Annotated in this window: 27 protein-coding genes; 14 read left to right on the top strand and 13 right to left on the bottom strand. The window is 67.0% G+C overall.

Going from position 1 to position 19,561, the window contains the following annotated elements; genetic code table 11:
• Positions 1 to 8: 8 nt before the first annotated feature.
• A complete protein-coding gene (gene arsB, locus AC3ERS_RS10715) occupies positions 9 to 1,058 on the bottom strand; it encodes an ACR3 family arsenite efflux transporter (RefSeq protein WP_431966183.1) in 1,050 nt (349 codons plus the stop codon).
• A 47-nt stretch (positions 1,059 to 1,105) separates the two neighbouring features.
• The gene (locus AC3ERS_RS10710; protein ID WP_431966086.1) at positions 1,106 to 1,480 is read right to left on the bottom strand and encodes an ArsR/SmtB family transcription factor; all 375 of its coding nucleotides are present in this window, start codon (positions 1,478 to 1,480) and stop codon (positions 1,106 to 1,108) included.
• A gap of 105 nt (positions 1,481 to 1,585) precedes the next feature.
• Here AC3ERS_RS10710 and AC3ERS_RS10705 point away from each other — a divergent pair, with 105 nt between their 5' ends.
• On the top strand, positions 1,586 to 2,116 hold the full coding sequence (locus tag AC3ERS_RS10705) for a DinB family protein (RefSeq protein WP_431966084.1): 531 nt from the start codon (positions 1,586 to 1,588) through the stop codon (positions 2,114 to 2,116).
• A 38-nt stretch (positions 2,117 to 2,154) separates the two neighbouring features.
• Here AC3ERS_RS10705 and AC3ERS_RS10700 read toward each other — a convergent pair whose 3' ends face one another.
• Positions 2,155 to 2,994 carry a helix-turn-helix domain-containing GNAT family N-acetyltransferase gene (locus AC3ERS_RS10700; protein WP_431966082.1) on the bottom strand — a complete coding sequence of 280 codons (840 nt, stop codon included), beginning with the start codon at positions 2,992 to 2,994 and terminating at the stop codon, positions 2,155 to 2,157.
• A gap of 36 nt (positions 2,995 to 3,030) precedes the next feature.
• Positions 3,031 to 3,237 carry a hypothetical protein gene (locus tag AC3ERS_RS10695; RefSeq protein WP_431966191.1) on the bottom strand — a complete coding sequence of 69 codons (207 nt, stop codon included), beginning with the start codon at positions 3,235 to 3,237 and terminating at the stop codon, positions 3,031 to 3,033.
• On the opposite strand from AC3ERS_RS10695, the gene AC3ERS_RS10690 reads away from it, so the two are divergent.
• Positions 3,142 to 4,473 (top strand): NAD(P)/FAD-dependent oxidoreductase, encoded by a 1,332-nt coding sequence (locus AC3ERS_RS10690; protein WP_431966181.1) that lies wholly within the window; start codon positions 3,142 to 3,144, stop codon positions 4,471 to 4,473. The two genes, AC3ERS_RS10695 and AC3ERS_RS10690, sit on opposite strands and share 96 nt — an antisense overlap.
• A 6-nt stretch (positions 4,474 to 4,479) precedes the next feature.
• The gene (locus tag AC3ERS_RS10685; RefSeq protein ID WP_431966080.1) at positions 4,480 to 5,712 is read left to right on the top strand and encodes an MFS transporter; all 1,233 of its coding nucleotides are present in this window, start codon (positions 4,480 to 4,482) and stop codon (positions 5,710 to 5,712) included.
• Positions 5,713 to 5,784: 72 nt separating this feature from the next.
• Here the strand turns inward: AC3ERS_RS10685 and AC3ERS_RS10680 are convergent, their stop codons facing one another.
• Positions 5,785 to 6,186, bottom strand: coding sequence for a hypothetical protein (locus AC3ERS_RS10680; RefSeq protein WP_431966078.1), 402 nt, complete (start codon positions 6,184 to 6,186; stop codon positions 5,785 to 5,787).
• 98 nt (positions 6,187 to 6,284) lie between these two features.
• Here AC3ERS_RS10680 and AC3ERS_RS10675 point away from each other — a divergent pair, with 98 nt between their 5' ends.
• From AC3ERS_RS10675 to AC3ERS_RS10655, 5 genes are all read left to right on the top strand, one after another.
• Entirely contained in the window at positions 6,285 to 6,674 is a 390-nt protein-coding gene (locus tag AC3ERS_RS10675; RefSeq protein ID WP_431966076.1) for a MerR family transcriptional regulator, read from the top strand.
• A 75-nt stretch (positions 6,675 to 6,749) separates the two neighbouring features.
• Positions 6,750 to 7,106, top strand: coding sequence for a hypothetical protein (locus AC3ERS_RS10670; RefSeq protein ID WP_431966074.1), 357 nt, complete (start codon positions 6,750 to 6,752; stop codon positions 7,104 to 7,106).
• Entirely contained in the window at positions 7,103 to 7,561 is a 459-nt protein-coding gene (locus AC3ERS_RS10665; RefSeq protein ID WP_431966072.1) for a MerR family transcriptional regulator, read from the top strand. The genes AC3ERS_RS10670 and AC3ERS_RS10665 overlap by 4 nt, the downstream gene beginning before the upstream one ends.
• Positions 7,551 to 7,853: a hypothetical protein gene (locus tag AC3ERS_RS10660; RefSeq protein WP_431966070.1), complete on the top strand. Its 303-nt coding sequence runs from the start codon at positions 7,551 to 7,553 to the stop codon at positions 7,851 to 7,853. Before AC3ERS_RS10665 ends, AC3ERS_RS10660 begins: the two co-directional genes overlap by 11 nt.
• A gap of 26 nt (positions 7,854 to 7,879) precedes the next feature.
• Positions 7,880 to 8,215 carry a YnfA family protein gene (locus AC3ERS_RS10655; RefSeq protein WP_431966068.1) on the top strand — a complete coding sequence of 112 codons (336 nt, stop codon included), beginning with the start codon at positions 7,880 to 7,882 and terminating at the stop codon, positions 8,213 to 8,215.
• Positions 8,216 to 8,526: 311 nt separating this feature from the next.
• Here the strand turns inward: AC3ERS_RS10655 and AC3ERS_RS10650 are convergent, their stop codons facing one another.
• The 4 genes from AC3ERS_RS10650 to AC3ERS_RS10635 form a co-directional block, all read right to left on the bottom strand.
• Complete coding sequence (locus AC3ERS_RS10650) at positions 8,527 to 8,760, bottom strand: hypothetical protein (protein WP_431966066.1); 234 nt, start codon at positions 8,758 to 8,760, stop codon at positions 8,527 to 8,529.
• 69 nt (positions 8,761 to 8,829) lie between these two features.
• Positions 8,830 to 9,489: a sigma-70 family RNA polymerase sigma factor gene (locus AC3ERS_RS10645; RefSeq protein ID WP_431966064.1), complete on the bottom strand. Its 660-nt coding sequence runs from the start codon at positions 9,487 to 9,489 to the stop codon at positions 8,830 to 8,832.
• A gap of 445 nt (positions 9,490 to 9,934) precedes the next feature.
• Entirely contained in the window at positions 9,935 to 10,744 is an 810-nt protein-coding gene (locus tag AC3ERS_RS10640) for an ABC transporter permease (RefSeq protein ID WP_431966062.1), read from the bottom strand.
• On the bottom strand, positions 10,741 to 11,670 hold the full coding sequence (locus AC3ERS_RS10635; protein ID WP_431966060.1) for an ATP-binding cassette domain-containing protein: 930 nt from the start codon (positions 11,668 to 11,670) through the stop codon (positions 10,741 to 10,743). Before AC3ERS_RS10635 ends, AC3ERS_RS10640 begins: the two co-directional genes overlap by 4 nt.
• 130 nt (positions 11,671 to 11,800) lie before the next feature.
• Between AC3ERS_RS10635 and AC3ERS_RS10630 the strand changes: the two genes are divergently transcribed.
• Complete coding sequence (locus AC3ERS_RS10630; RefSeq protein WP_431966058.1) at positions 11,801 to 11,995, top strand: hypothetical protein; 195 nt, start codon at positions 11,801 to 11,803, stop codon at positions 11,993 to 11,995.
• Between the two features lie 32 nt (positions 11,996 to 12,027).
• Here AC3ERS_RS10630 and AC3ERS_RS10625 read toward each other — a convergent pair whose 3' ends face one another.
• A complete protein-coding gene (locus AC3ERS_RS10625) occupies positions 12,028 to 13,188 on the bottom strand; it encodes a helix-turn-helix domain-containing protein (RefSeq protein ID WP_431966056.1) in 1,161 nt (386 codons plus the stop codon).
• A gap of 418 nt (positions 13,189 to 13,606) precedes the next feature.
• Between AC3ERS_RS10625 and AC3ERS_RS10620 the strand changes: the two genes are divergently transcribed.
• The 4 genes from AC3ERS_RS10620 to AC3ERS_RS10605 all read left to right on the top strand — a co-directional run bounded on the left by AC3ERS_RS10620 (position 13,607) and on the right by AC3ERS_RS10605 (position 15,640).
• Positions 13,607 to 13,924 carry a hypothetical protein gene (locus AC3ERS_RS10620; protein ID WP_488186841.1) on the top strand — a complete coding sequence of 106 codons (318 nt, stop codon included), beginning with the start codon at positions 13,607 to 13,609 and terminating at the stop codon, positions 13,922 to 13,924.
• Entirely contained in the window at positions 13,921 to 14,139 is a 219-nt protein-coding gene (locus tag AC3ERS_RS10615) for a hypothetical protein (protein ID WP_431966052.1), read from the top strand. The genes AC3ERS_RS10620 and AC3ERS_RS10615 overlap by 4 nt, the downstream gene beginning before the upstream one ends.
• A gap of 467 nt (positions 14,140 to 14,606) precedes the next feature.
• On the top strand, positions 14,607 to 14,936 hold the full coding sequence (locus tag AC3ERS_RS10610) for an ArsR/SmtB family transcription factor (protein WP_431966050.1): 330 nt from the start codon (positions 14,607 to 14,609) through the stop codon (positions 14,934 to 14,936).
• Entirely contained in the window at positions 14,936 to 15,640 is a 705-nt protein-coding gene (locus AC3ERS_RS10605; protein ID WP_431966048.1) for a cation efflux transmembrane domain-containing protein, read from the top strand. The genes AC3ERS_RS10610 and AC3ERS_RS10605 overlap by 1 nt, the downstream gene beginning before the upstream one ends.
• A gap of 412 nt (positions 15,641 to 16,052) precedes the next feature.
• Here the strand turns inward: AC3ERS_RS10605 and AC3ERS_RS10600 are convergent, their stop codons facing one another.
• The 3 genes from AC3ERS_RS10600 to AC3ERS_RS10590 form a co-directional block, all read right to left on the bottom strand.
• Positions 16,053 to 16,994 carry a sigma-70 family RNA polymerase sigma factor gene (locus tag AC3ERS_RS10600; protein WP_431966046.1) on the bottom strand — a complete coding sequence of 314 codons (942 nt, stop codon included), beginning with the start codon at positions 16,992 to 16,994 and terminating at the stop codon, positions 16,053 to 16,055.
• A 10-nt stretch (positions 16,995 to 17,004) separates the two neighbouring features.
• Entirely contained in the window at positions 17,005 to 18,195 is a 1,191-nt protein-coding gene (locus tag AC3ERS_RS10595; RefSeq protein ID WP_431966044.1) for an NAD(P)/FAD-dependent oxidoreductase, read from the bottom strand.
• A 137-nt stretch (positions 18,196 to 18,332) separates the two neighbouring features.
• Positions 18,333 to 18,500: a hypothetical protein gene (locus AC3ERS_RS10590; protein WP_431966042.1), complete on the bottom strand. Its 168-nt coding sequence runs from the start codon at positions 18,498 to 18,500 to the stop codon at positions 18,333 to 18,335.
• A 121-nt stretch (positions 18,501 to 18,621) separates the two neighbouring features.
• Here AC3ERS_RS10590 and AC3ERS_RS10585 point away from each other — a divergent pair, with 121 nt between their 5' ends.
• Entirely contained in the window at positions 18,622 to 19,545 is a 924-nt protein-coding gene (locus AC3ERS_RS10585) for a cation diffusion facilitator family transporter (RefSeq protein WP_431966040.1), read from the top strand.
• Positions 19,546 to 19,561 lie beyond the last annotated feature (16 nt).

Below are 19,561 nucleotides of genomic sequence, written 5' to 3'. Positions count from 1 at the left end.
TGTCGCGGTCACTGCTGAGCTCCGTGCTCGGCAGCGGCGGCGGGAACCGGTGTGAATCGCTTCCGAAGTGCCAGCGACACATACACCAAGCCCACAAGCACCGGAACTTCGATCAGCGGACCGACGACCCCGGCGAGCGCCTGCCCCGAAGCCGCGCCGTAGGTGGCGATCGCGACGGCGATGGCGAGTTCGAAGTTGTTGCCCGCGGCGGTGAAAGCCAGCGTCGTGGTCCGTTCGTAGCCCAGGCCCATCGCAGCGCCGAGGAGGTAACCGCCGCCCCACATGATTGCGAAGTAGGCCAGCAGCGGGATGGCGATGCGCACGACGTCGAGGGGCTGGGAGGTGATCTGCTTGCCCTGCAAGGCGAACAGGATCACGATCGTGAACAGCAGCCCGTACAGCGCCCACGGGCCGATCGTCGGCAGCAGTGTCGACTCGTACCAGTCGCGGCCCTTCGCGCGTTCGCCGAAGCGGCGGGTGAGGTAACCCGCGAGCAGGGGGATACCCAGGAAGATCAGCACCGATTTCGCGATCTGCGACGGCGAGGTGTCGATCGTCGTCTGCTCCAGGCCGAGCCAGCCGGGCAGCACGGACAGATAGAACCAGCCCAGCGCCGCGAACATGATCACCTGGAAGATCGAGTTCAACGCCACCAGCACCGCGGCGGCTTCGCGGTCGCCGCAGGCGAGGTCGTTCCAGATGATGACCATCGCGATACAGCGGGCCAGCCCGACGATGATCAACCCGGTCCGATACTCGGGCAGATCCGGCAACAGCAACCACGCGAGGGCGAACATCAGGGCCGGGCCGAGGACCCAGTTCAACACCAGCGAACCGACTAGCAGCTTGCGGTCGCCGGTGACGGTGTCGAGGCGGTCGTAGCGCACCTTCGCCAGCACCGGGTACATCATGATCAGCAAACCGATCGCGATCGGCAGCGAGATCCCGTCGATCTCGACCGCGCCGAGCGCGTCGCCGAGGCCTGGAATCATTCTGCCCAGCAGCAACCCGGCGGCCATCGCCACGCCGATCCACACCGGCAGGAACCGGTCCAGCATGGACAGTTTCGCAACGACTCCGGTGTGCGGGGTTTGTGTCTCCACGCTCACGCCATCACCCCAGCTGCGCCGCTCTCGACCAGCAATACATCCGAAAGCCGCTGCATCGCTTCGGGAACGACCCGGTAGTACACCCACGACGCACGGCGTTCGCTGGTGAGCAGACCAGCCCCGCGCAGCACTTTCAGATGGTGGGAGATGGTCGGCTGGGTCAGCTCGATCCCCTCCGAGATGTCGCACACGCACGCCTCACCGTTCTCGCGGCTGGCGACCACGCTCAACAGTCGAAGCCGCACCGGGTCCGACAACGCCTTGAACACCGCCGCCAACTCCGCAGCCGCGTCCGCGGTCAACGGTTCGCGCACCAGCGGCGCGGCCGCGCACTGCTCCAGCGGCGTGATCGACAATTGCGACTTAGACATGCGGCTATATTGACAGATATCGAATCCGATCGGCAAGCAAACTCTCGGTGAACGCTTAGTCCACTGGCGAGGGGCGACAATCGAAGACGACGGTGAGTCGTGGTGATGACGAGGCGTGCAGTGGATCGACGGGCGCTTGCCGCCGAACTCGAAGGAGCTCGGCGGCGCTTGCACGAGCTGGTCGACTCCTGCACCGACGACGACTTCGATCGTCCCTCCCGCGGCACGCGCTGGACCAATGAGCAGCTGCTGTTCCATATGGTCTTCGGGTTCATGGTCGTGGCGCGGCTGCTGCCGCTGGTTCGGTTGTTCGGCAGGCTGCCCGGCGGAGTCGGTCGAACCTATGCCCGACTGCTCAACGCCGGAACGCCTGTGTTCGACGTGATCAACTACTACGGCTCCTGTGCCGCGGCGCTGGTGTTCAACAGGCATCGGGTGGCCAGGCGATGTGATCGCGTCATCGCCAAGCTGCAATACAAGCTAGCCAATGAACCGGAGGCCAACTTCACCCTGGCCATGGCGTTCCCGGCGCGGTGGGACCCGTTTTTCTCCGCAGTGATGACTGTCGAAGATGCGTACCGATATCCAGTGCGGCACTTCGATTTCCACGAACTCCAGCTCACGATCCGCGAGTGAACGCATCGTGGGGCTGACCCGGCGGTGGGCCGCATGGGTCAGCTGAACGGTGAACGTCGTTCCAGGAGCACGGTGTCGCGCCAGATCCCGTCATGTCGGACGATGCGTTCGCGGACGCCGACGGTGCGATATCCGCCGCCGTGGTGCAGGGCGAGTGCGGCGCGGTTCTCGGTGAAGATCGAGGTCTGCAACGTCCACAGCCCGGCGTCGTCGGCGGCGAGAATCTGCTTGCGCAGCAACGCCTTTCCGGCTCCGCGGCCTCGATGCTCGGCACCGACGTAGACGTCGGTTTCGACCACTCCGGCGTAGGCGTCGCTGTCGGAGACCGGGGCTGCGGCCGCCCAGCCGACGACGGCGCCGTCACGTTCGGCGACCCAGCGGTGCTCCGGCAGCCAGCGCTCGGCGAGGTAGTCGCGGCCGGGCAGTTCGGTGTCGGCACCGGCGTTGCCGGTAGCCAGGCCCTCGGCGTAGATCCGCAAGACCGCGTCCCAGTCCTGATCGTCCATTGCCCGCACGGAGATGTCGGTGGGGACCTCGGCGGGGTGGCTCGGCTGGGGTCCGAGGAGTCCCATGACCGCGTCGGCGGCGTGCGGGAGTCCGGCGCAGCAGGCTTCGTTGACGGTGACGATCGTGGTCCGGCCTTCCCTGTGCAGGCGCACGAATCCGACGTCGGCGAGCTTGCGCAGGTGGTGGGAGGTGGTGGATTGGCTGGTGCCCACGATGTCGGTCAGCGCGCCCACGGTGATCCCCTTCGGGGTGGTGGCGACCGCGTGGAGCAGTTGCACCCGCACGGGTTCGGCCAGGCAGGCGAACCATTCGGCGTAGGTGCTGGCCTGCCCGAGCGGCAGGACCTGGGCAAGAGGCAAGGCGGTGGACATGCACCCGATTATATCGATCTGTATCGATGGTTGCATTCATCGATGGGCGTCGATAGGATCTTCGTTGATTGATCGATCCGCATCGATGAAAGAGGATTTCTGATGAGCTTCCTGCCTGTTGTCGTCGTCGGCGCCGGTCCGGTCGGACTGTCTGCCGCTGCCGAGCTTGTAGCCCGTGACCTGCCGGTTGTGGTTCTCGAACGTGGTGAGCACGGCGGTGCCGCGGTCGCGCAGTGGAACCACGTGCGGCTGTTTTCCCGCTGGGCCGAACTGATCGCTCCGGCCGCGCGGCCGCTGCTGGCCGAGGCTGGTTGGGCCGAACCCGACCCGGGCACTTACCCGACCGGAGCCGAGTGGGTGGAGGCCTACCTGCGTCCGCTCGGTCAGGCGCTGGGACCGCGGGTCCGGTTCGGCGCGGAGGTGGTCGGGGTAGCGCGTCGTGGCCGCGACCGGGTGGTGGACGCCGGGCGCGACAGCGAGCCGTTGACCGTGCACGTCCGCACCGCCGAGGGTGGTGAGGAGCGTCTTGCGGCGCGGGCGGTGATCGATGCCTCGGGGACGTGGGGCGCACCGAATCCGCTCGGCGGGGACGGGCTGCCCGCCATTGGAGAATCCGCAGCTGGCGACCGGATCACTTACCGGGTGCCGGACCTGAGCGATCCGGTGGTGGTCGAGCGGTATGCGGGCAAGCACATCGCGGTCGCCGGTAGCGGGCATTCGACGATGACCGCGCTGGTCGCGCTCGCGAGCCTGGCCGAGCAGCATCCCGGCACCCAGGTGTCGTGGCTGCTGCGGCGCGGTGAGATCGGCTCGACCTTCGGTGGCGGTAAGGACGACCAGCTCCCCGCCCGCGGTGCGCTGGGTGTGCGAGCACGGGCCGCGGTCGAGGCCGGACACATCAGCGTGGTCACCGGATTCCGCACCGAGACCGTCGAGCGCGACAGCGAGGGACGCCTGAACCTGGTTCCCGCCGAGGGGAACCCGGTCTCGGACGTCGATGAGGTGATCGTGCTGACCGGTTTCCGTCCGGACCTGTCGTGGCTGTCGGAGATCCGCCTCGGCATGGATGCCACTTTGCAGGCGCCCACCCTGCTGGCGCCGATGATCGACCCGAACATCCATTCGTGTGGGACGGTGTATCCGCATGGGGTCAAGGAGCTTTCCCATCCCGAGCCGGGCGTGTTCCTGGCCGGGATGAAGAGCTACGGCCGGGCGCCGACGTTCTTGGCGATGACCGGCTACGAGCAGGTCCGTTCCCTGGCAGCCTCGCTGGCCGGAGATCACGAAGCCGCCGAGCGCGTCGATCTGGTGCTCCCGGATACCGGTGTCTGTGGCGGCTCCGGGGTGTTCGACGCCCCCGCCGAGCAAGCTGCGGAGAGCTCGGGCTGCGGCGGCGCACCGGCACCAGAGTCGGAGCTGGCACTGTCGGCGCCGGTCGCGCTGCAAGAGCTGCCGTTGACCGTCCCCGCTGCCCACTGATCCGTCGTGGTAGACGTCGTTTCGGCGCCGCCCGCACCCGCCGCGACCGCCTCCGGGTTGCGGCGGGTGCTGGTGGTGCTGTGTCTGACCGAGATCACCAGCTGGGGAATCCTGTTCTACGCCTTCCCCGTTCTGCTCGGCGACATCGCCTCGACCACCGGCTGGTCGGCGACCGCGCTGACCGCCGCGTTCTCGGCCGGTCAACTCGTCGCCGCGGTGGCCGGGATCCCGGTCGGGCGCTGGCTCGATCGCCACGGCCCCCGCGGGGTGATGACCGCCGGATCGCTGCTGGCTGTGCCCGCACTGGTCGTGATCGCGACCGCCCCATCGCTGGCGTGGTTCGTCACCGGATGGTTGCTGGCCGGGGTTGCGATGGGTGCGGTGCTCTATCCACCCGCCTTCGCCGCGCTCACGCGCTGGCACGGTGCCGACCGGGTGCGTGCCTTGATGGTCTTGACCTTGGCCGCGGGGTTGGCTTCGACCGTGTTCGCTCCGCTGACGGCTGTGTTGTCGGACCGGATGGATTGGCGGGCAACGTATCTGGTGCTGGCGATCGTGCTCGCCGCGGTGACGGTGCCGGGCCACTGGTTGGGGCTGCGACTGCCTTGGCCGCCGCGCCCGACCGCCGAACCCGGCCACGCGCACGTGACCGATCCCGGCCCCATCGCCCGCAGCCGCCCGTTCGTCGCGCTGGCGATCGCGTTGAGCGCCAGCGGATTCGCCTCATTCGCGGTGATCGTCGCGTTGGTTCCGCTGCTGACCGAACGAGGTCTCGACACCGGCCTGGCTGCGATCGCGCTCGGACTCGGCGGCGCCGGGCAAGTCGCCAGCCGCCTCGGCTACTCGGCGTTCGTGGCCCGCACGAGCGTGCGTACTCGCACCATCGCCATCGTGAGCGCTATCGCCGCCACCACCGCACTGCTCGGGGTGTTCACCACCGCGGCTGCGTTGGTCGCGGCCGCGATCGCGGCGGGCATGGCCCGCGGAGTGTTCACCCTGCTGCAAGCCACCGCCATCACCGACCGCTGGGGCGCAGCCCACTACGGCCAGCTCACCGGACTGCTGTCGGCGCCGCTGACCATCACCATGGCGTTGGCGCCCTTCGCCGCCACCGCTCTGGCCAGCGCGCTCGGCGGCTACTCGAACGCCTTCCTCCTGCTGGGCGCCCTCGCCGCCGCCGCTGCCGTCCTGTCCGCCGCCACCATTCCGACGCCAGCGCCGAAAGAACATCGCTCGTGACCAGTGAACCCGGCCCGATCACCACCGGTCATCGTCGGCTTGCACGGCGGGCAACGGCTCGACGATCTCTGACTAGCGTTGGTCGTTCAGAGTCATTCCCGACGCGATCGTGCGATCGCGAAGCGCGTCGACGCTGCCGAACGCGGTCTGTGGCAACTGGACGTACTCGTCGAGGAACGCGCCCGCGTTGGCCGGTCCGATCACATCCCACACCACGGTGCCGTCGGCGACGGTGATCGCCATGCGCAGGAATGGACAGCATCCCTGCTCGAACGCCGCCTGCTGCCGCACCTGGGTCTCGATGTCGTCTTGCTGGCGAAAGGTCCAGCGCACCCCCCATTCGGTGCGCTGCCCGCTGATGAACGCTTCGGCGAACAAGCCGCGGTAGGCATCGACTATCGCGTGCTCGTCGTCGCCGGGTCGGATCGTGCACACAATGGGTGCATCGGGCGGGATGTCGTGGGTGTCGGTCACCGATCTGCTCCTCGTTGTCGTTGTGGTGTTCCTGTCACCGGCAACCGTAAAGTCTGGACCTAAGTCCAGAGTCAAGACCGATCGCAGGAGAGGTGACGATGAAGATCGGCCAGGTCGCCAAGGATGCCGGCGTCACCGTCGACACAGTGCGCTACTACGAACGCCGCGGTGTCCTGCCCGCCCCGCAACGGGAACCGTCCGGCTACCGCCACTACGGACCAGACGCTGCCGACCGCATCAGGCTGACGAAGTCCTTGCAAGCACTCGGATTCACTCTCGATGAAGTCGTCGACGCCTTCCGCGACCTCGACGATGGCGACACCACGTGTGCCAATCAACGCTGGCGACTCGAGCAGGTGCTTCACCGCATCGACACCCAACTCGCTCACCTGCAACAAGTCCGCGACAGCGCGATGACCGTGCTCGAAAGTTCCCACGCCGGTCAGTGCGACCACTGCGTGAGCCAACCGATCAGCACGCACCCTTGACCGGACCAGTTGCCCGGACCGCCCGGCATTTTCGGGGTTGCATCTTGTACCTAGGTACAGGCTTACCGTGATCGTATGACCACCAACGATCATTCCGATCCGATGATGAACCTGTCGGCATGCACGCTGCCGACAGTGGAGCGTCCGACGCGGCTGGCCGAGTTCGACCAGTTCTTCGCCGAATTCGTGCGGGCCACCCACCGCCCGGATCCCGCCCGCCTCGAGCTGACGCTCACCGCCGACGCAGACGCTGAGCCGGTCGGGCGGGATCTGGCCGCGAGGGAGTCGGCATGCTGCTCGTTCTTCACCTTCACCTTTCAATCCACCTTGGCGGGCACTGTCATGCGGATCGAGGCGCCCACCGCCTACGTCGAGGTGCTCGACGCGCTGGCAGCTCGCGCCCAGACCGCCGTCGCCGGAGCCGGTCGATGACGGGCATGCGCAGCGGGGAGCTGGCCGCCGCGGCCGGTGTGAACGCGCAGACCTTGCGCTACTACGAACGCCGCGGCCTGCTCGCCGAACCGGACCGGTCCCTTGGCGGGCACCGCATGTACCCCGAGCAGGCGGTCACGGTGTTGCGGGTGATCAAGGCCGCCCAACGCCTCGGGTTCACCCTCGACGAGGTAGCCGACCTGCTCGAAGCCACCCAGCTCGGGCGCCGCCGCACCGAGGCCGGGTTGCAGGCCCGCGCCGCCGCCAAACTCGCCGAGGTCGACGCCGAACTCGCCGAACTCACCGCCGTGCGCGACATTCTGCGCGCCGCCCTGGCCGCCGGATGCGACGACCTCATCGAATGCAGCGAACACCCGTGCTGCCCCGTGCCGTTCGACACAGACATCACCACCGGCATCGACAGCGGTATCGAAGGAGGCCGTTGTGGCTGCTGAACAGACCAAGACCCGCCGCTGGTGGGCGCCGATCGGGCTCGGCGCCGCCCTGTGCGTGGCCTGCTGCCTGGCCCCGATCCTCCTCGCCGCCGGAATCATCGGCAGCGGAACGATTCTGGTGAGCCTGTCGTGGCTGGAACCCCTCGGATTCGTCCTGCTCGCAATCGGCGTGGCCGGGCTGATCTGGTCACGCACCCGCGCCCGCCGCACCGGATGCGCGACCACCGACAACGCCACCGACGGCGGATGCGCGAGTGCGGGATGTGGCTGCACCACCGCCGCGACGCGGTGAGCCCGGTTCCCTGGGCTCACCCGGTCATGACCGTTCTGCGTTCGATCCTGCTGTTCGCCTTGGCCGCCGTCGCCGAGATCGGCGGCGCCTGGCTCGTCTGGCAAGGAATCCGCGAACACCGTGGCTGGGCGTGGATCGGCGCCGGAGTCATCGCCCTCGGGTTGTACGGATTCGTCGCCACCTTGCAAGCCGACCCCCACTTCGGACGCATCCTCGCCGCCTACGGCGGTGTCTTCGTCGCCGGATCCCTGCTGTGGGGAGTGGCCCTGGACGGATTCCGCCCCGACCGCTACGACCTCATCGGCGCCATCCTGTGCCTGATCGGAGTCGCTGTCATCATGTACGCACCCCGCCCCACCTGAACCAACACAAGCCTCCGCGCGTCATGTCGGCCAGCTCGAACCCCGCTGCCGACTCGGGCGCACCACCACCGATCGTGCTCAGCAGCGACACCAGGGCCGCCGATTCTGCGGGCGCGCCGACGTTTTCGAGTCGTAATCGGTGACGACGTCCGAACTCCGTCAGCTAAACCTGGACACGACAGCCTCAGCGCTCGCAGGACCCTGCCAAATCTCGACCGTGCCGCGACTGTCTTGCATCGAATGCTCCCACTGCGGCCCAGGTGCGTCCTTTCCTGTTCTCCTCCGTCTGTCCTGATGCCTATCCCCACGAATCAAGGAGTCACCATGACCAACCCGAACGAGTTCTCGTCCCCGGCGGCACAACGATCAGACGCACCATCGCAGCCTGCGGCGGCCGCGTGTTGCAGCACCGAACGGCAGACCACATGCTGCGATGACAGCGAGAAGGCGGCGTGCTGCGGTCCGGCGGCGACGTCCGGCGGCGGGTGCGGCTGCCAGTAGCACTCACCCGGCACGGTGCGGTGCGAGCCTCGAGTGGCTCGCACCGCACCTTTGTCTGGTTGTGGTGACCCTGCGGATGACCGGCGGCTGTTTGCCCGAGCCGGGGTGTCGGTCTACTGGTCCGAGGGTGGTGTGGCTCCACAGGCGCAGGCTCCTCCGCCTCCGCCGTCGCAGGTTCCGCTGCGGGGTTGGTAGTCGTGCACGTGGCCGGTGCGGTCCTGGCTGATCTGACAGCAGGCGTGCAATCGGGCATGGAGGGCGGCGCGGCCACGTTGGACGCGGGACTTCATCCCCGACACCGAAATTCCCGCTTCACTGGCGGCAGCGGCGTGCGTGCGGGCGTCGAGGTCGACCATCTTCACCGCAGCAGCCTGCTCGGCGGGCAGCCCGGAGAGCATCGGCACCAAGCACGAGGCGAGTTCTCGCTCGGCGGCCTGTTCGGTGTCGGGTTCAGCTTCGCCAGTGGATGGGTTGTCCGGGACGGTGTCGACGGGTAGTTCGCGGCGATGGGGCGCGGACCGGTAGTAGTCGGTGATCGCGTTGCGGGTGATGGCATACATCCAGCCCAGAAGCCGGTCCTGATCTCGCAAATTGTCCAAGCTCTTGGCCATCCGCAGGAACACGATCGACAGGATGTCGTCGGCGTCCTCCGGGCGCGAGACCCGGCGGGCGATGAAGGCCCGCAGGTCGCTGGAAAAGCGGCGCCAAAGCTGCTCGAGATCACCATGTTCCGGCCGGGGTGTGGCCGCGGTAGTGGCCGTTTCCTCGCTCATGATCCTGGCTCCTCTCTGTCTCCAGCATCCTCGCCTGGTACCGCAGTGGCGAGCCTTGGCTGGTCATTACCGGTACGGACCGCGATCGGGACGCATTTCCTGCGTCCGAATCCGGGGTGTCACGTCTGTATGGGTGTCGATGTCGAGTTCTTCGATTCGACCGATCAGGAAGCGCGGTGAGGAGGTGAGAGCGATGCTGACGACACATCTGTTGTCGGATCTGACCGAGGAAGAGGTCGATCTGATCGTGGCGGAGGAACTGCATCTGCTCGACGCCGCCGCATGAGCGCCGCCGACGCCCACACCGGGCGTATCCGCTGAGAAGCACCCCAGATGTGCCTCTATCCCCGGCGGGGTAGGGGCCATCGGAGTGCCCGGTTCCGGGCGAAGAACCCGGCCCCGTCCTTCCCTCTGGCAGGGAAGGGCAGGGCGGGTGCGTCGCCGGTCAACGAGCGCGTGCCGACCGAACCAGGCCGGTGAGGACGGGGACAGCGGTGACTGCGGCCCACAATCCGATCGCCGCGACCAGGGCGGTGGCGGTGTCGCCGGCGGTGGCAGTGCCGAGCACGTGCCCGCGCAGGGCGTCGGTGGCGTGTGCGACCGGATTCACCGTGGCCATGGCCTGCATCCAGCAGGGCATGGTCTCGATCGGTGCGAACGCACTCGAGACGAACATCAGCGGCATCATCACCGTCATCCCGGCGAACTGGACCACGTCCGGGCGGCGTAGCCGGTCCCCGATCAGACCGAACAGGGCGCTCATCGCCCCCGCCAGCACCACCAGAACCACGACTGCGGCGACGGCATCCACGGCGGTGCCGTGGAAGTCGAAACCCAGCAGCACCGCGGCGATCCCGAGCAGCGCAGCTCGAGCGAGAGTGAAGACCGCCTCGTTGATGGTGCGAGCCACTCCGGGCAACGTTGCCCGCATCGGCAGCGCCGCGAAGCGGTCGTGCAGGCCGTTGGTGTGGTCGATCGCGGCCGAGACTCCGGCGTTGGTGCCGGCCATCACCGTGGAGACGGCGAGCATGGCCGGGGTGAGGAAGTCGATGTAGCTGACCCCGGCCGGGAAGCCGGGTCCGGCGGCGACGCTGCGGAACACCTGGCTGAACAGCACGAGCATCGCCATCGGCATGGTCAGCGAGAACATCAGCAGCTGCGGGACGCGGGCGCTGGTGCGCAGGTTCCGGACAGTCAGGGCGGCGAGCTGGTTCCCGATCGGGGAACGCCCGATCACGGTCGTGATGGTGGTCATCGGTGGGCTCCGGTGGTGTGGGCGAGGTGAGTGAAGACGTCGTCGAGGCTCGGCGAGGTCACATCCAGGTCGGCGACGTCGATACCGCCGCGGTGCAGGTCGGCGACCAGTGCAGTCGCGGTGCGGGCGTCATCGACGGTGACCGACACCCGCACCCGAGTGCCGTCGACCCGGTCGCTGTCCGGGGTGAACGGCAGATCCGCGATCTGGTGGATGGGGAGAGTGGCGTGCAGGACCTTGCCGCCGACAATCCGTTTCAGCTCGGCCGGGGTGCCACGCGCGGCGACCCGCCCGCGACTCAGGACCACGATGTGGTCGGCGAGCCGGTCGGCTTCCTCGAGGTACTGGGTAGTGAGCACGACGGTGGTGCCCGCGGTGGTGAGCTCGTCGACGACGTCCCACAATCCCGCGCGGGCCAGAGGGTCCAGACCGGTGGTCGGCTCGTCGAGGAACAGCACCGACGGATCACCGACGAGGCTGGCGGCCAGATCGACACGGCGGCGGGAGCCGCCGGAGAGTTCCCCCACCCGCCGGGTCGCGTACTCGTGCAGCCCGAGCCGGTCGATCAACGCGTCGGCACATGCGCGGGCAGCGCCGCGGCGCAGCCCAGCCAGGCGACCGATCAGCTCCAAATTCTCACGCGCAGTGAGGAATTCGTCGAGTCCAGCGTACTGACCGGTCACCCCGATCCGGCGGCGAACCTCGGTGGCGTCGGCGACCACGTCGAGGCCCCCGATCTCCACGCGGCCGACGGTGGGCCGCACCAGGGTGGTGAGGGCACGGATCAGGGTGGTCTTGCCCGCGCCGTTGTGGCCGAGCACCCCGATCGTCGTTCCAGCAGCAGCCTCCAGGTCGACACCGTCGAGGGTCCACGTCCTGCCATAGGCGACGTGCAGATCCTCGACCACGACCGCCGGGGTGGTCATCGCACACCCCCGACGTGATCAGGGAGGTCGTTGGACAGGTAGATGGTCATCGCAGGGTTCCTCTCGACAGAAGGCGTGCTCACACCCGGGGTGGATGGGAGTTCGCTTCTTCAGACGAACCAGCCGAGAGATGGACGCACCGGTACCGGTGGCGGCCGACTATGACGCCGCTTTCGACGTTCTTGCCCAACTTTCTCGCGAGGCGCGGCCGTGGTTGGTCGAGCAACGGATGGCCAGGGATCTACTCGGCCGGATCATCGCCAAACGCCGCACTCTCATACCGGAAATGCGTGTACTGGCGGACATCATTCGGCTCGAGTACTGACTCGACCTCCTGAAAACCAGCTGTCGCTGCGTCTAGAGGCTTGCACCGAGCCAGGATGCGAAGCCGACGAGTCCATCGGTCTGACGCCGCTGCGCCGCTGCGATACCGAAGAGCGTTTCACGCACCGATGGGTGCAGGCGAGTCTGCTGGGGCGCTGCCGCTCTCGCCTTGTTGAGCGCGGCAAGTGCCCGATCGGGCTTACCGGACATCAACCACGCGCGAGCGTTGTCGTGCCAATGATGGGCGATCCGTGTGGGAGCTGCGCCGGCCGGATACGTCAGTTCAGCCCCTTCCAACGCCGCTCGGTTCGGGTCGCCTGCTTCGAGTTCGATTGCGTGGGCGTGGATATCCACGTTCAGCGGGCCGAACGATGTCATGTACAGGTCGGTTTCGCCGGTATGCCGAGCCAGCTCGCGTGCCGCTTGGACGTGAGCTGTCGCATTCGGGTAGTTGAGCTTTCGCGCTTCGTTGATCGCTCCGGCCAGATGGGAATAGCCAGCCAGCACCATGCCGGCTTGGCTGTTGTCCGCCGAACTGATCGCGGAAGCGATCAGCTGCTCTGCTACCTCTGCCTCGCCGTAGTGCGTCAGTACTCGAGCTCGAGCCAGGACCGAGAACGCGCCGTATTTCGCGTCGTCGGCAAGCGGGGCGTAGGTGTCGGCCAAATCCAGTGCTGGAAGGGCGAGCACGAGATGACCGGTCCTGCGAACCGACCACTCTGCCAATACGTACGCTGACGTCAACAGGGTGTAGGCACGGGCTTTCTCGTCGTCGGCCAGTTCTCGCACGGCCCCGTGCAACTGGCGGATAAGGCCCGGAAGTACTTCGATCGTTTGTCGAGTGCGATCGGTGCGGTAAAGCCGTTGTGCCGCCCCAAGTTCTGCTTCCAGCACTACGAGATCGGCGGGCTCGGTTGCTCGGGCGTACTGCCCCTCTGCAAGCAATATGGACAGGTCATTGACGGCGTCTGACAGAGGCTTGCCATCGTCGTAAGGTGCGCCTGTGAGCTGCTCCGGCGTTATCCGCAGTGCTCGAGCCATTGCCGAAAGAAAGCCTGGGGATGGCACCTCGCGGCCTTGCTCGACAGCCTTGACCATGCTGAGGCTGTACTTGGCCCGGCTGGCCAACTGACGTTGGCTCAGCCCGGCGATCTTGCGCTGCGTGGCGATTCGCTCTCCTGCGTGCTGACCCATACATCTGAGCGTAGATCGATCCTTCCCCGCTGTCCTTTGCTGTCGACAGCCTGTCCCTCTACTGACCCTTCGAGCCTTTGCCAGCGGTCAAGCTCAGATCTAGCCCCGCCGTCGGACTGACATGGTGTCCCCTCGAGGTCTCCGGCGGCGGGCGCTCACCAAGTCTTTGAGCAAGCAGGGAGGGTGCTGCCCGATGGAATTGTCCGAACGTGATGACGGGATATCGACTACACACACGACGTCAGCGCCGACACGCACTGACCCCAGCGCAGTGGCAGTGGGGGATACCCCGCGTTCACGGGTTGAGTATTACCGCGCCGTATGCCACCTGCCTGCCGTACTCCAACCCGATACGGGGCGAATCGGTTTCACGGCAGGCATGGTGTGGGCGGTTGCGATGCCCGCTGAAGTCGGCCAGATGGTCAAGGTGGAGCTGGAAGCCAAAAGACATGGCGGCGGACCGATTATCACCATGCCCCGCACGGCGACATGGACCTTTCTGGTCCGCTCCGACATTCCCGCAACCATGATCGCCGCCGAAGCAGCCTTGTACCGCAGCCACCGTGTGGCGGTGCTGGGTAACGGTGACTTCGTGGCGTTGCCGTCTCCTGCCGATCAGGGCTCGGAGTACCGAGGATGGATCACCGCGGCGCACTCGGTGTTCCGGCCCTCCGTGCGGGCGGTGCTGTATGCGGTCCACGCTGTCCTGGGCCCGCAACGACAGTCGGTCTTGTGAGAGCCGAGCCGGTGTCGCCCTTGCCGAGCGAGCCGGACGTGCACCTTTCGGTGTTTCTGCACGGGGTGCGTATGGATTTCGTCGCCTGCCTGACCGCTGCGTTGGTGTTCGTTGCCGAGCACCGAGACCGCCATTATCTCGACGCAGTGAGCGTCGATACGAGCGTGAGTGGGCACCCCCGGTTGCCCAACGAGCGGCTCTATCTCGAGCCCTGACCAAACCGATGCGAGGGACAGACGAAATGACCAGCAGCACAATGGATTCACAATGGCAGCGCAACGACTTCACCCCCGCTCAGATCGCCACACTCACCACGCTGAACGAGGCCGGACGCGCGTGCTCGGCGCGGGAGCTGGCAGGCGACCATCGGATCGCCCCGGTCACCCCTGACGTTGCAATGGCTGATCACCAAGGGGCTACCTCCCGAAGTCGCCCACACGGGGCTGCGCGGCCCGAGCCGCTGGGCGAACCCTTCGGTGTTCAGGGTTAGTTTTTCGAAGTGGCTTCGGTGTTCGGACGTAGTTTCCGGGTGAGCGGGTAGCCGATGTCGGCGCTCCGAGTGGGAGACGTAGGAACGGCAATCGTCGTCGGCGCACGACCGAGCGCGGGTGGTTCGGGGCTGCGCCCTCGACCTGATAGTTCATCTTGATCTGAATACATTTGAATCTGTACTATTGGTGTCGTGGAGACCGTGTTGCATTCCGACGCGCTCGCCCGTTTCGGGCACGCGCTGTCCGATCCGACTCGCACCCAGATTCTGCTGAGCCTGCGGTCTGGGCCGGGGTATCCGTCGGATCTGGCCGAGCGGATCGGGGTGTCGCGTCAGATCCTGTCCAACCACCTGGCCTGTCTGCGCGGGTGTGGTCTGGTCGTCGCGGTCCCGGAAGGGCGACGCAGCCGCTACGAGCTCGCCGATCCGCGCATAGCCGCCGCGCTCGAGGATCTGCTCGGGCTGGTGCTGGCGGTGGATCCCGCGTGCTGCCCGGCCTCCGGGACCGAAGGGTGCTGCTGATGTCGGCATCGCTGGGCATGCCATCGGTGGTCGCCGCATCGGGGCCGCTACCGCAGCGGCGGGCGGTGCTGGCGCGGCGGATTCGCTGGTTGGTCGCGGCGACGATCTCCTACAACGTGATCGAGGCGATCATCGCCCTCACCGAGGGGACACGGGTGTCCTCGACCGCGTTGATCGGGTTCGGGCTGGACTCGGTGATCGAGGTGTCCTCTGCGGCGGCGGTCGCCTGGCAGTTCGCCGGACGTGACCCCGCCGCGCGGGAGAAGGTTGCGCTGCGCGTCATCGCGTTCTCGTTCTTCGCTCTCGCGCTGTATGTCGCCGTCGACTCGATCCGCGGCCTCCTCGGCGTCGGTGAAGCCGAACATTCCCCGATCGGAATCGGTTTGGCCGCAGCCAGTCTGGTGATTATGCCGGTCCTGTCATGGGCACAGCGCCGTGCGGGACGCGAACTCGGTTCCGCCTCGGCAGTCGCCGATTCCAAACAGACCCTGCTCTGCACCTACCTATCGGCTGTCCTGCTGGCCGGGTTGCTGCTGAACACCCTGTTCGGCTGGTCATGGGCCGACCCGATCGCGGCACTGGTCATCGCCGCCATCGCGGTCAAGGAAGGCATGAATGCCTGGCGCGGGGACACCTGCTGCCCCACGCCGGCCGCAGTCGGCGACGCTGGTGTGACCGGACACGACTGCGACTGCTGCGACTGACCATCCCAACCGACGCTCCGGCCTCTCCTGAATCCGAGAACCGGATCCGAACAGACACATCGCCAAACTATTCGCCCGACGTGTGGCCGCAGGCCGGTCGCAATCAGGGTCCCGGTGGTTCCTCCGAAAATCGGGTGGATATGCCGTAATCGTCTGGTATGGAACGTGTTCCGCAGACTCGAACGGTGCGAATGTGCCGATGGCCGAGTCGGCCTCGAACTCGGCGACCATCGCTAGGATCTGCCCTGACCTCACCGGAAGGTGATCGGTCACCTCCGCGAACTCGCGCGCAAGCACCACGCCACTCTGCTCACTACCACCCGTGATGTCGACCACGGTCAAGCCGCGATGCCCGCCGGATGTTTCGACGGGAATCGACTGACGAACGTGAGATCGATTGTCGGACAGCCGGTTACCACGATTCGATCAGCGGGACATCATGCTCCCGCCGCTGCCATTCCTCGGTGACGCGACCGAGTCGGTCCTGGGCGGCGATGCCGCGCACGGCTGCGATCTTGTCGTCACGGATCTCGAGGATCACGACGCCCACGACCCGGTCGTCGAGTGTGGCGAGCATGGCCGGGCAGCCGTTGACCACGGCGGCATGGATCGAGGGCGAGCCACCGGCGAGTCTCCGCTTGGCTGGAGACGGTTTGAAGCCGGCCCGCACCGCGCTGGCGATCCGCTCGGGGGTCGCGTACCGGATCAGCTTCCCGGCCAACCCCAGTCCGGCGCCGTCGGAGATGCCGGTCGCGTCGTCGGTCAGCAGCGCCACCAGCCGTTCGGTCCGGCCCGAGGAGGCGGCAGCGACGAATGCCTCGACGATTCGACGTGCGGAGGCATGGTCGATGTCAGTGCCGTTGCCGGCGGCGGCGATTCGACGCCGGGCTCGGTGGGCGTGTTGCTGACTCCCGGACTCGGTGATGCCGAGAATCTCGGCTATCTCGGCGTGGCTGTACGAAAAGGCCTCGCGCAGTACATAAACGGCCCGTTCGACCGGCGACAGACGCTCCATGAGCGTCAGCACCGCCAGGGTCACCGATTCGCGCTGCTCGACGGTGTCGGCCGGGCCCAGCATCGGGTCGCCGTCGAGGAGCGGTTCGGGCATCCAGGCGCCGACCGCGCGTTCGTGCCGCACCTTCGCCGAACGGAGCCGGTCGAGCGCCAGGTTGGTGACGATCTTGGTCAGCCACGCCTCGGGTACCTCGACGTACTCCCGGTCGGCGGCCTGCCACCGCAGGAACGCGTCCTGCACCGTGTCCTCGGCGTCGGCGGCCGAGCCGAGCAGACGGTAGGCGAGCGAGGCCAGTCGATTCCGGCTGGCCTCGAAACGCGCCACAGTGGCAGTGTCCATAAGCACGACTCTATCCGGCGACCAATTCGGGCGAGTGCTCTCGGACGGTGGCCAAGCGATACTTGTGACCCGGCTTTCCGAAGGTCGGGTGGCTGATGGCCCAGCCGCTGGTTGCCACGATCGCCGACTTGACTCGCGCCGCCGATCGGCCGCACAGGGCCCCGGGCTTCGAGCGAGCGTCACCGTCGACCAGCTGGAAGATCCCGTCCTTGCGTCCGAGGCTGATGTGGTTGCCGAAATAGGTCAGCGCGGTCGCCTTGATCTTGCGCCCGGCCAGGTCACCGATGATCGCGGCCGTTGCCTGCGTACCGGTGTATCCCGCGGAAGCGCAGGACATCGGCAATGGATGACCGTTCTCGCCGATGACGAAGGCGCTGTCACCGGCAACGTAGACATTCGGGTGCGAGACCGACCGCATCTGACGATCGACCGTGATCTGGCCGTTGGTTTCCACCGCGAGGCCGCTGGCGGCGGCAATCGGGTGGACGGCGAAGCCGGCGGCCCACACGGTCGCGTCGGAGGCGAAAGCGGTGCCGTCAGCCGCGACCGCCGCCGCCTCCTCGACGCGCTCGATGGTGGTGTGCTCGTGGACCGTGATACCGAACCGGTCGAAGGCGCGCAGCAGGTGACGGCGGGCCTTTGTACCCAGCCACCCGCCCAGTTCGCCGCGGGTGGCGAGACTGACCTGAAGTCCCGGACGGGCTTCGGCGATATCGGTGACGGCTTCGATCGCGGTCAGATTGCCGCCGACTACCAGCACCGTCCCGTCGTCGCCCAGCTCATCGAGGCGTGCGCGCAGGCGCACCGCGGACGGTCGCGCGGCCACGTGGAACGCGTGCTCGCCGACGCCAGGAACGCCGTGGTCGGCGGCGGTGCTGCCGAGCGCGTAGAGCAGGGTGTCGTATTCGAGCCGGTCGATGCCCTCACGGTCGGCGACGGTGACCGTCCGGTGCTCGGCGTCGACGTTGGTTACCCGCGCCACTCGTAGCCGGATGCCGGTGCCCGCGAACACCTCCGCCAGCGGCCGGTGGCGGAGATCATGCCCGGCGGCGAGCTGATGCAGGCGCAGCCGCTCGACGAAATCGGGTTCGGCGTTGACGACGGTGATCTCGAAGTCGTCGGAGTGGAGCTGGCGGGCCAGGTATCCGGCGGAGAAGGCTCCGGCGTATCCGGCCCCGAGGACGACGATGCGGTGCTTCATTGTTCGCTCCTGTCTGGTTCGCGTGCACCCTGAACGAGACAGCCGCCGAATTCCTGACAGCATCAACCAGTGACGTGTGTCACCCCCGGCGCACACCAGCGGACGAACAGCCGTCACGGGCCACGCGGTTGCGGCGACTACCCGATGAACAGGACCCCGATCGCGGCCGCCGCGACGGCGGTGCCGATCGCCACTGCGACAGCGAGCTGGCGTGCGCTCAACACCTGGTCGCGCCGCACCCACGCGAACACGAACACCGTCACCGGCAACGCCACCGTCGCGGCGGTGACCATGACCTCCTGCATATAGATAATTACATGCGCATGTTACTATGTGTTTGCATCGCTGGATGGATTTTCCGCCGCGGCGCGGTGAACGTGATGTGTCGACAGTCGGGGTCGGCACTGGTGAGCGAGGAGGTCGACGGTGGGGCAAGGACATGATCACGGGGTGTCATCGGTGGATGCCGGTAGCGCCTCCGGAAAATATGTGGGTCGGCTGATCCTGGCGATCGGCTTGGGTCTGGTCACGTTCGTGACCCAGCTCGTCGTCGGGCTGTCGACCTCGTCGCTGGCGTTGCTGTCCGATTCCGCGCACGTGTTCACCGATGTGTTGGGTGTCGTGATGGCGCTGGTGGCGATCCTGGTGGCCCGAGGGGCGACGCGACGGGACGACCGCTCCTACGGGATGTATCGCGCGGAAGTGCTTGCCGCACTGTTCAATGCGGTGCTGCTGTTCGCGGTGGCGGGTTGGGTGCTGTACGAGGCGATCGGCCGATTGGCCGAACCACCGGAGGTGCCGGGCCTTCCGGTGACCATCGTCGCCGTGGTGGGTTTGGTGATGAACGTGTCCGCCCTGTTGCTGCTGCGCCGCGGGGCGGGGGAGGGCCTGAACGTTCGGGGCGCCTACCTGGAAGTCCTGGCCGACATGCTCGGCTCTATCGGCGTCCTGATCAGCGGTCTGGTGGCCCTGCTATTCGGGTGGCGCTACGCCGACCCGCTCATCGGTATAGGCATCGGCCTGTTCGTCCTGCCCCGGGCCTACAACCTGGGCAGGCAAGCATTGCGAATCCTGTTCCAGCATGCCCCCGCTGGGATGGACGTCGACGAGGTCCGCACTTCCCTGGAAAACCTCACCGGCGTGCGGCAGGTTCACGACCTGCACGTGTGGACACTGACCTCCGGGATGGAAGTGGCCTCAGCGCATCTGTCGATCGATGACGACACCGACCCCGACGGAGTGCTCGTCGCGGCACAGGAACTCCTGTCCGGCTCTTACAACCTCAACCATGCCACCCTGCAGCTCGAACCCACCAGCGCGGCCGAACGCTGCGATCGACTGCCTTGGTAGTCCAACCGCAACCATC

The organism is Nocardia sp. bgisy134 (assembly GCF_057708325.1).
The sequence above is the reverse complement of the archived record's forward strand: the minus strand, read 5'-3'. Positions and strand labels throughout refer to the sequence as shown.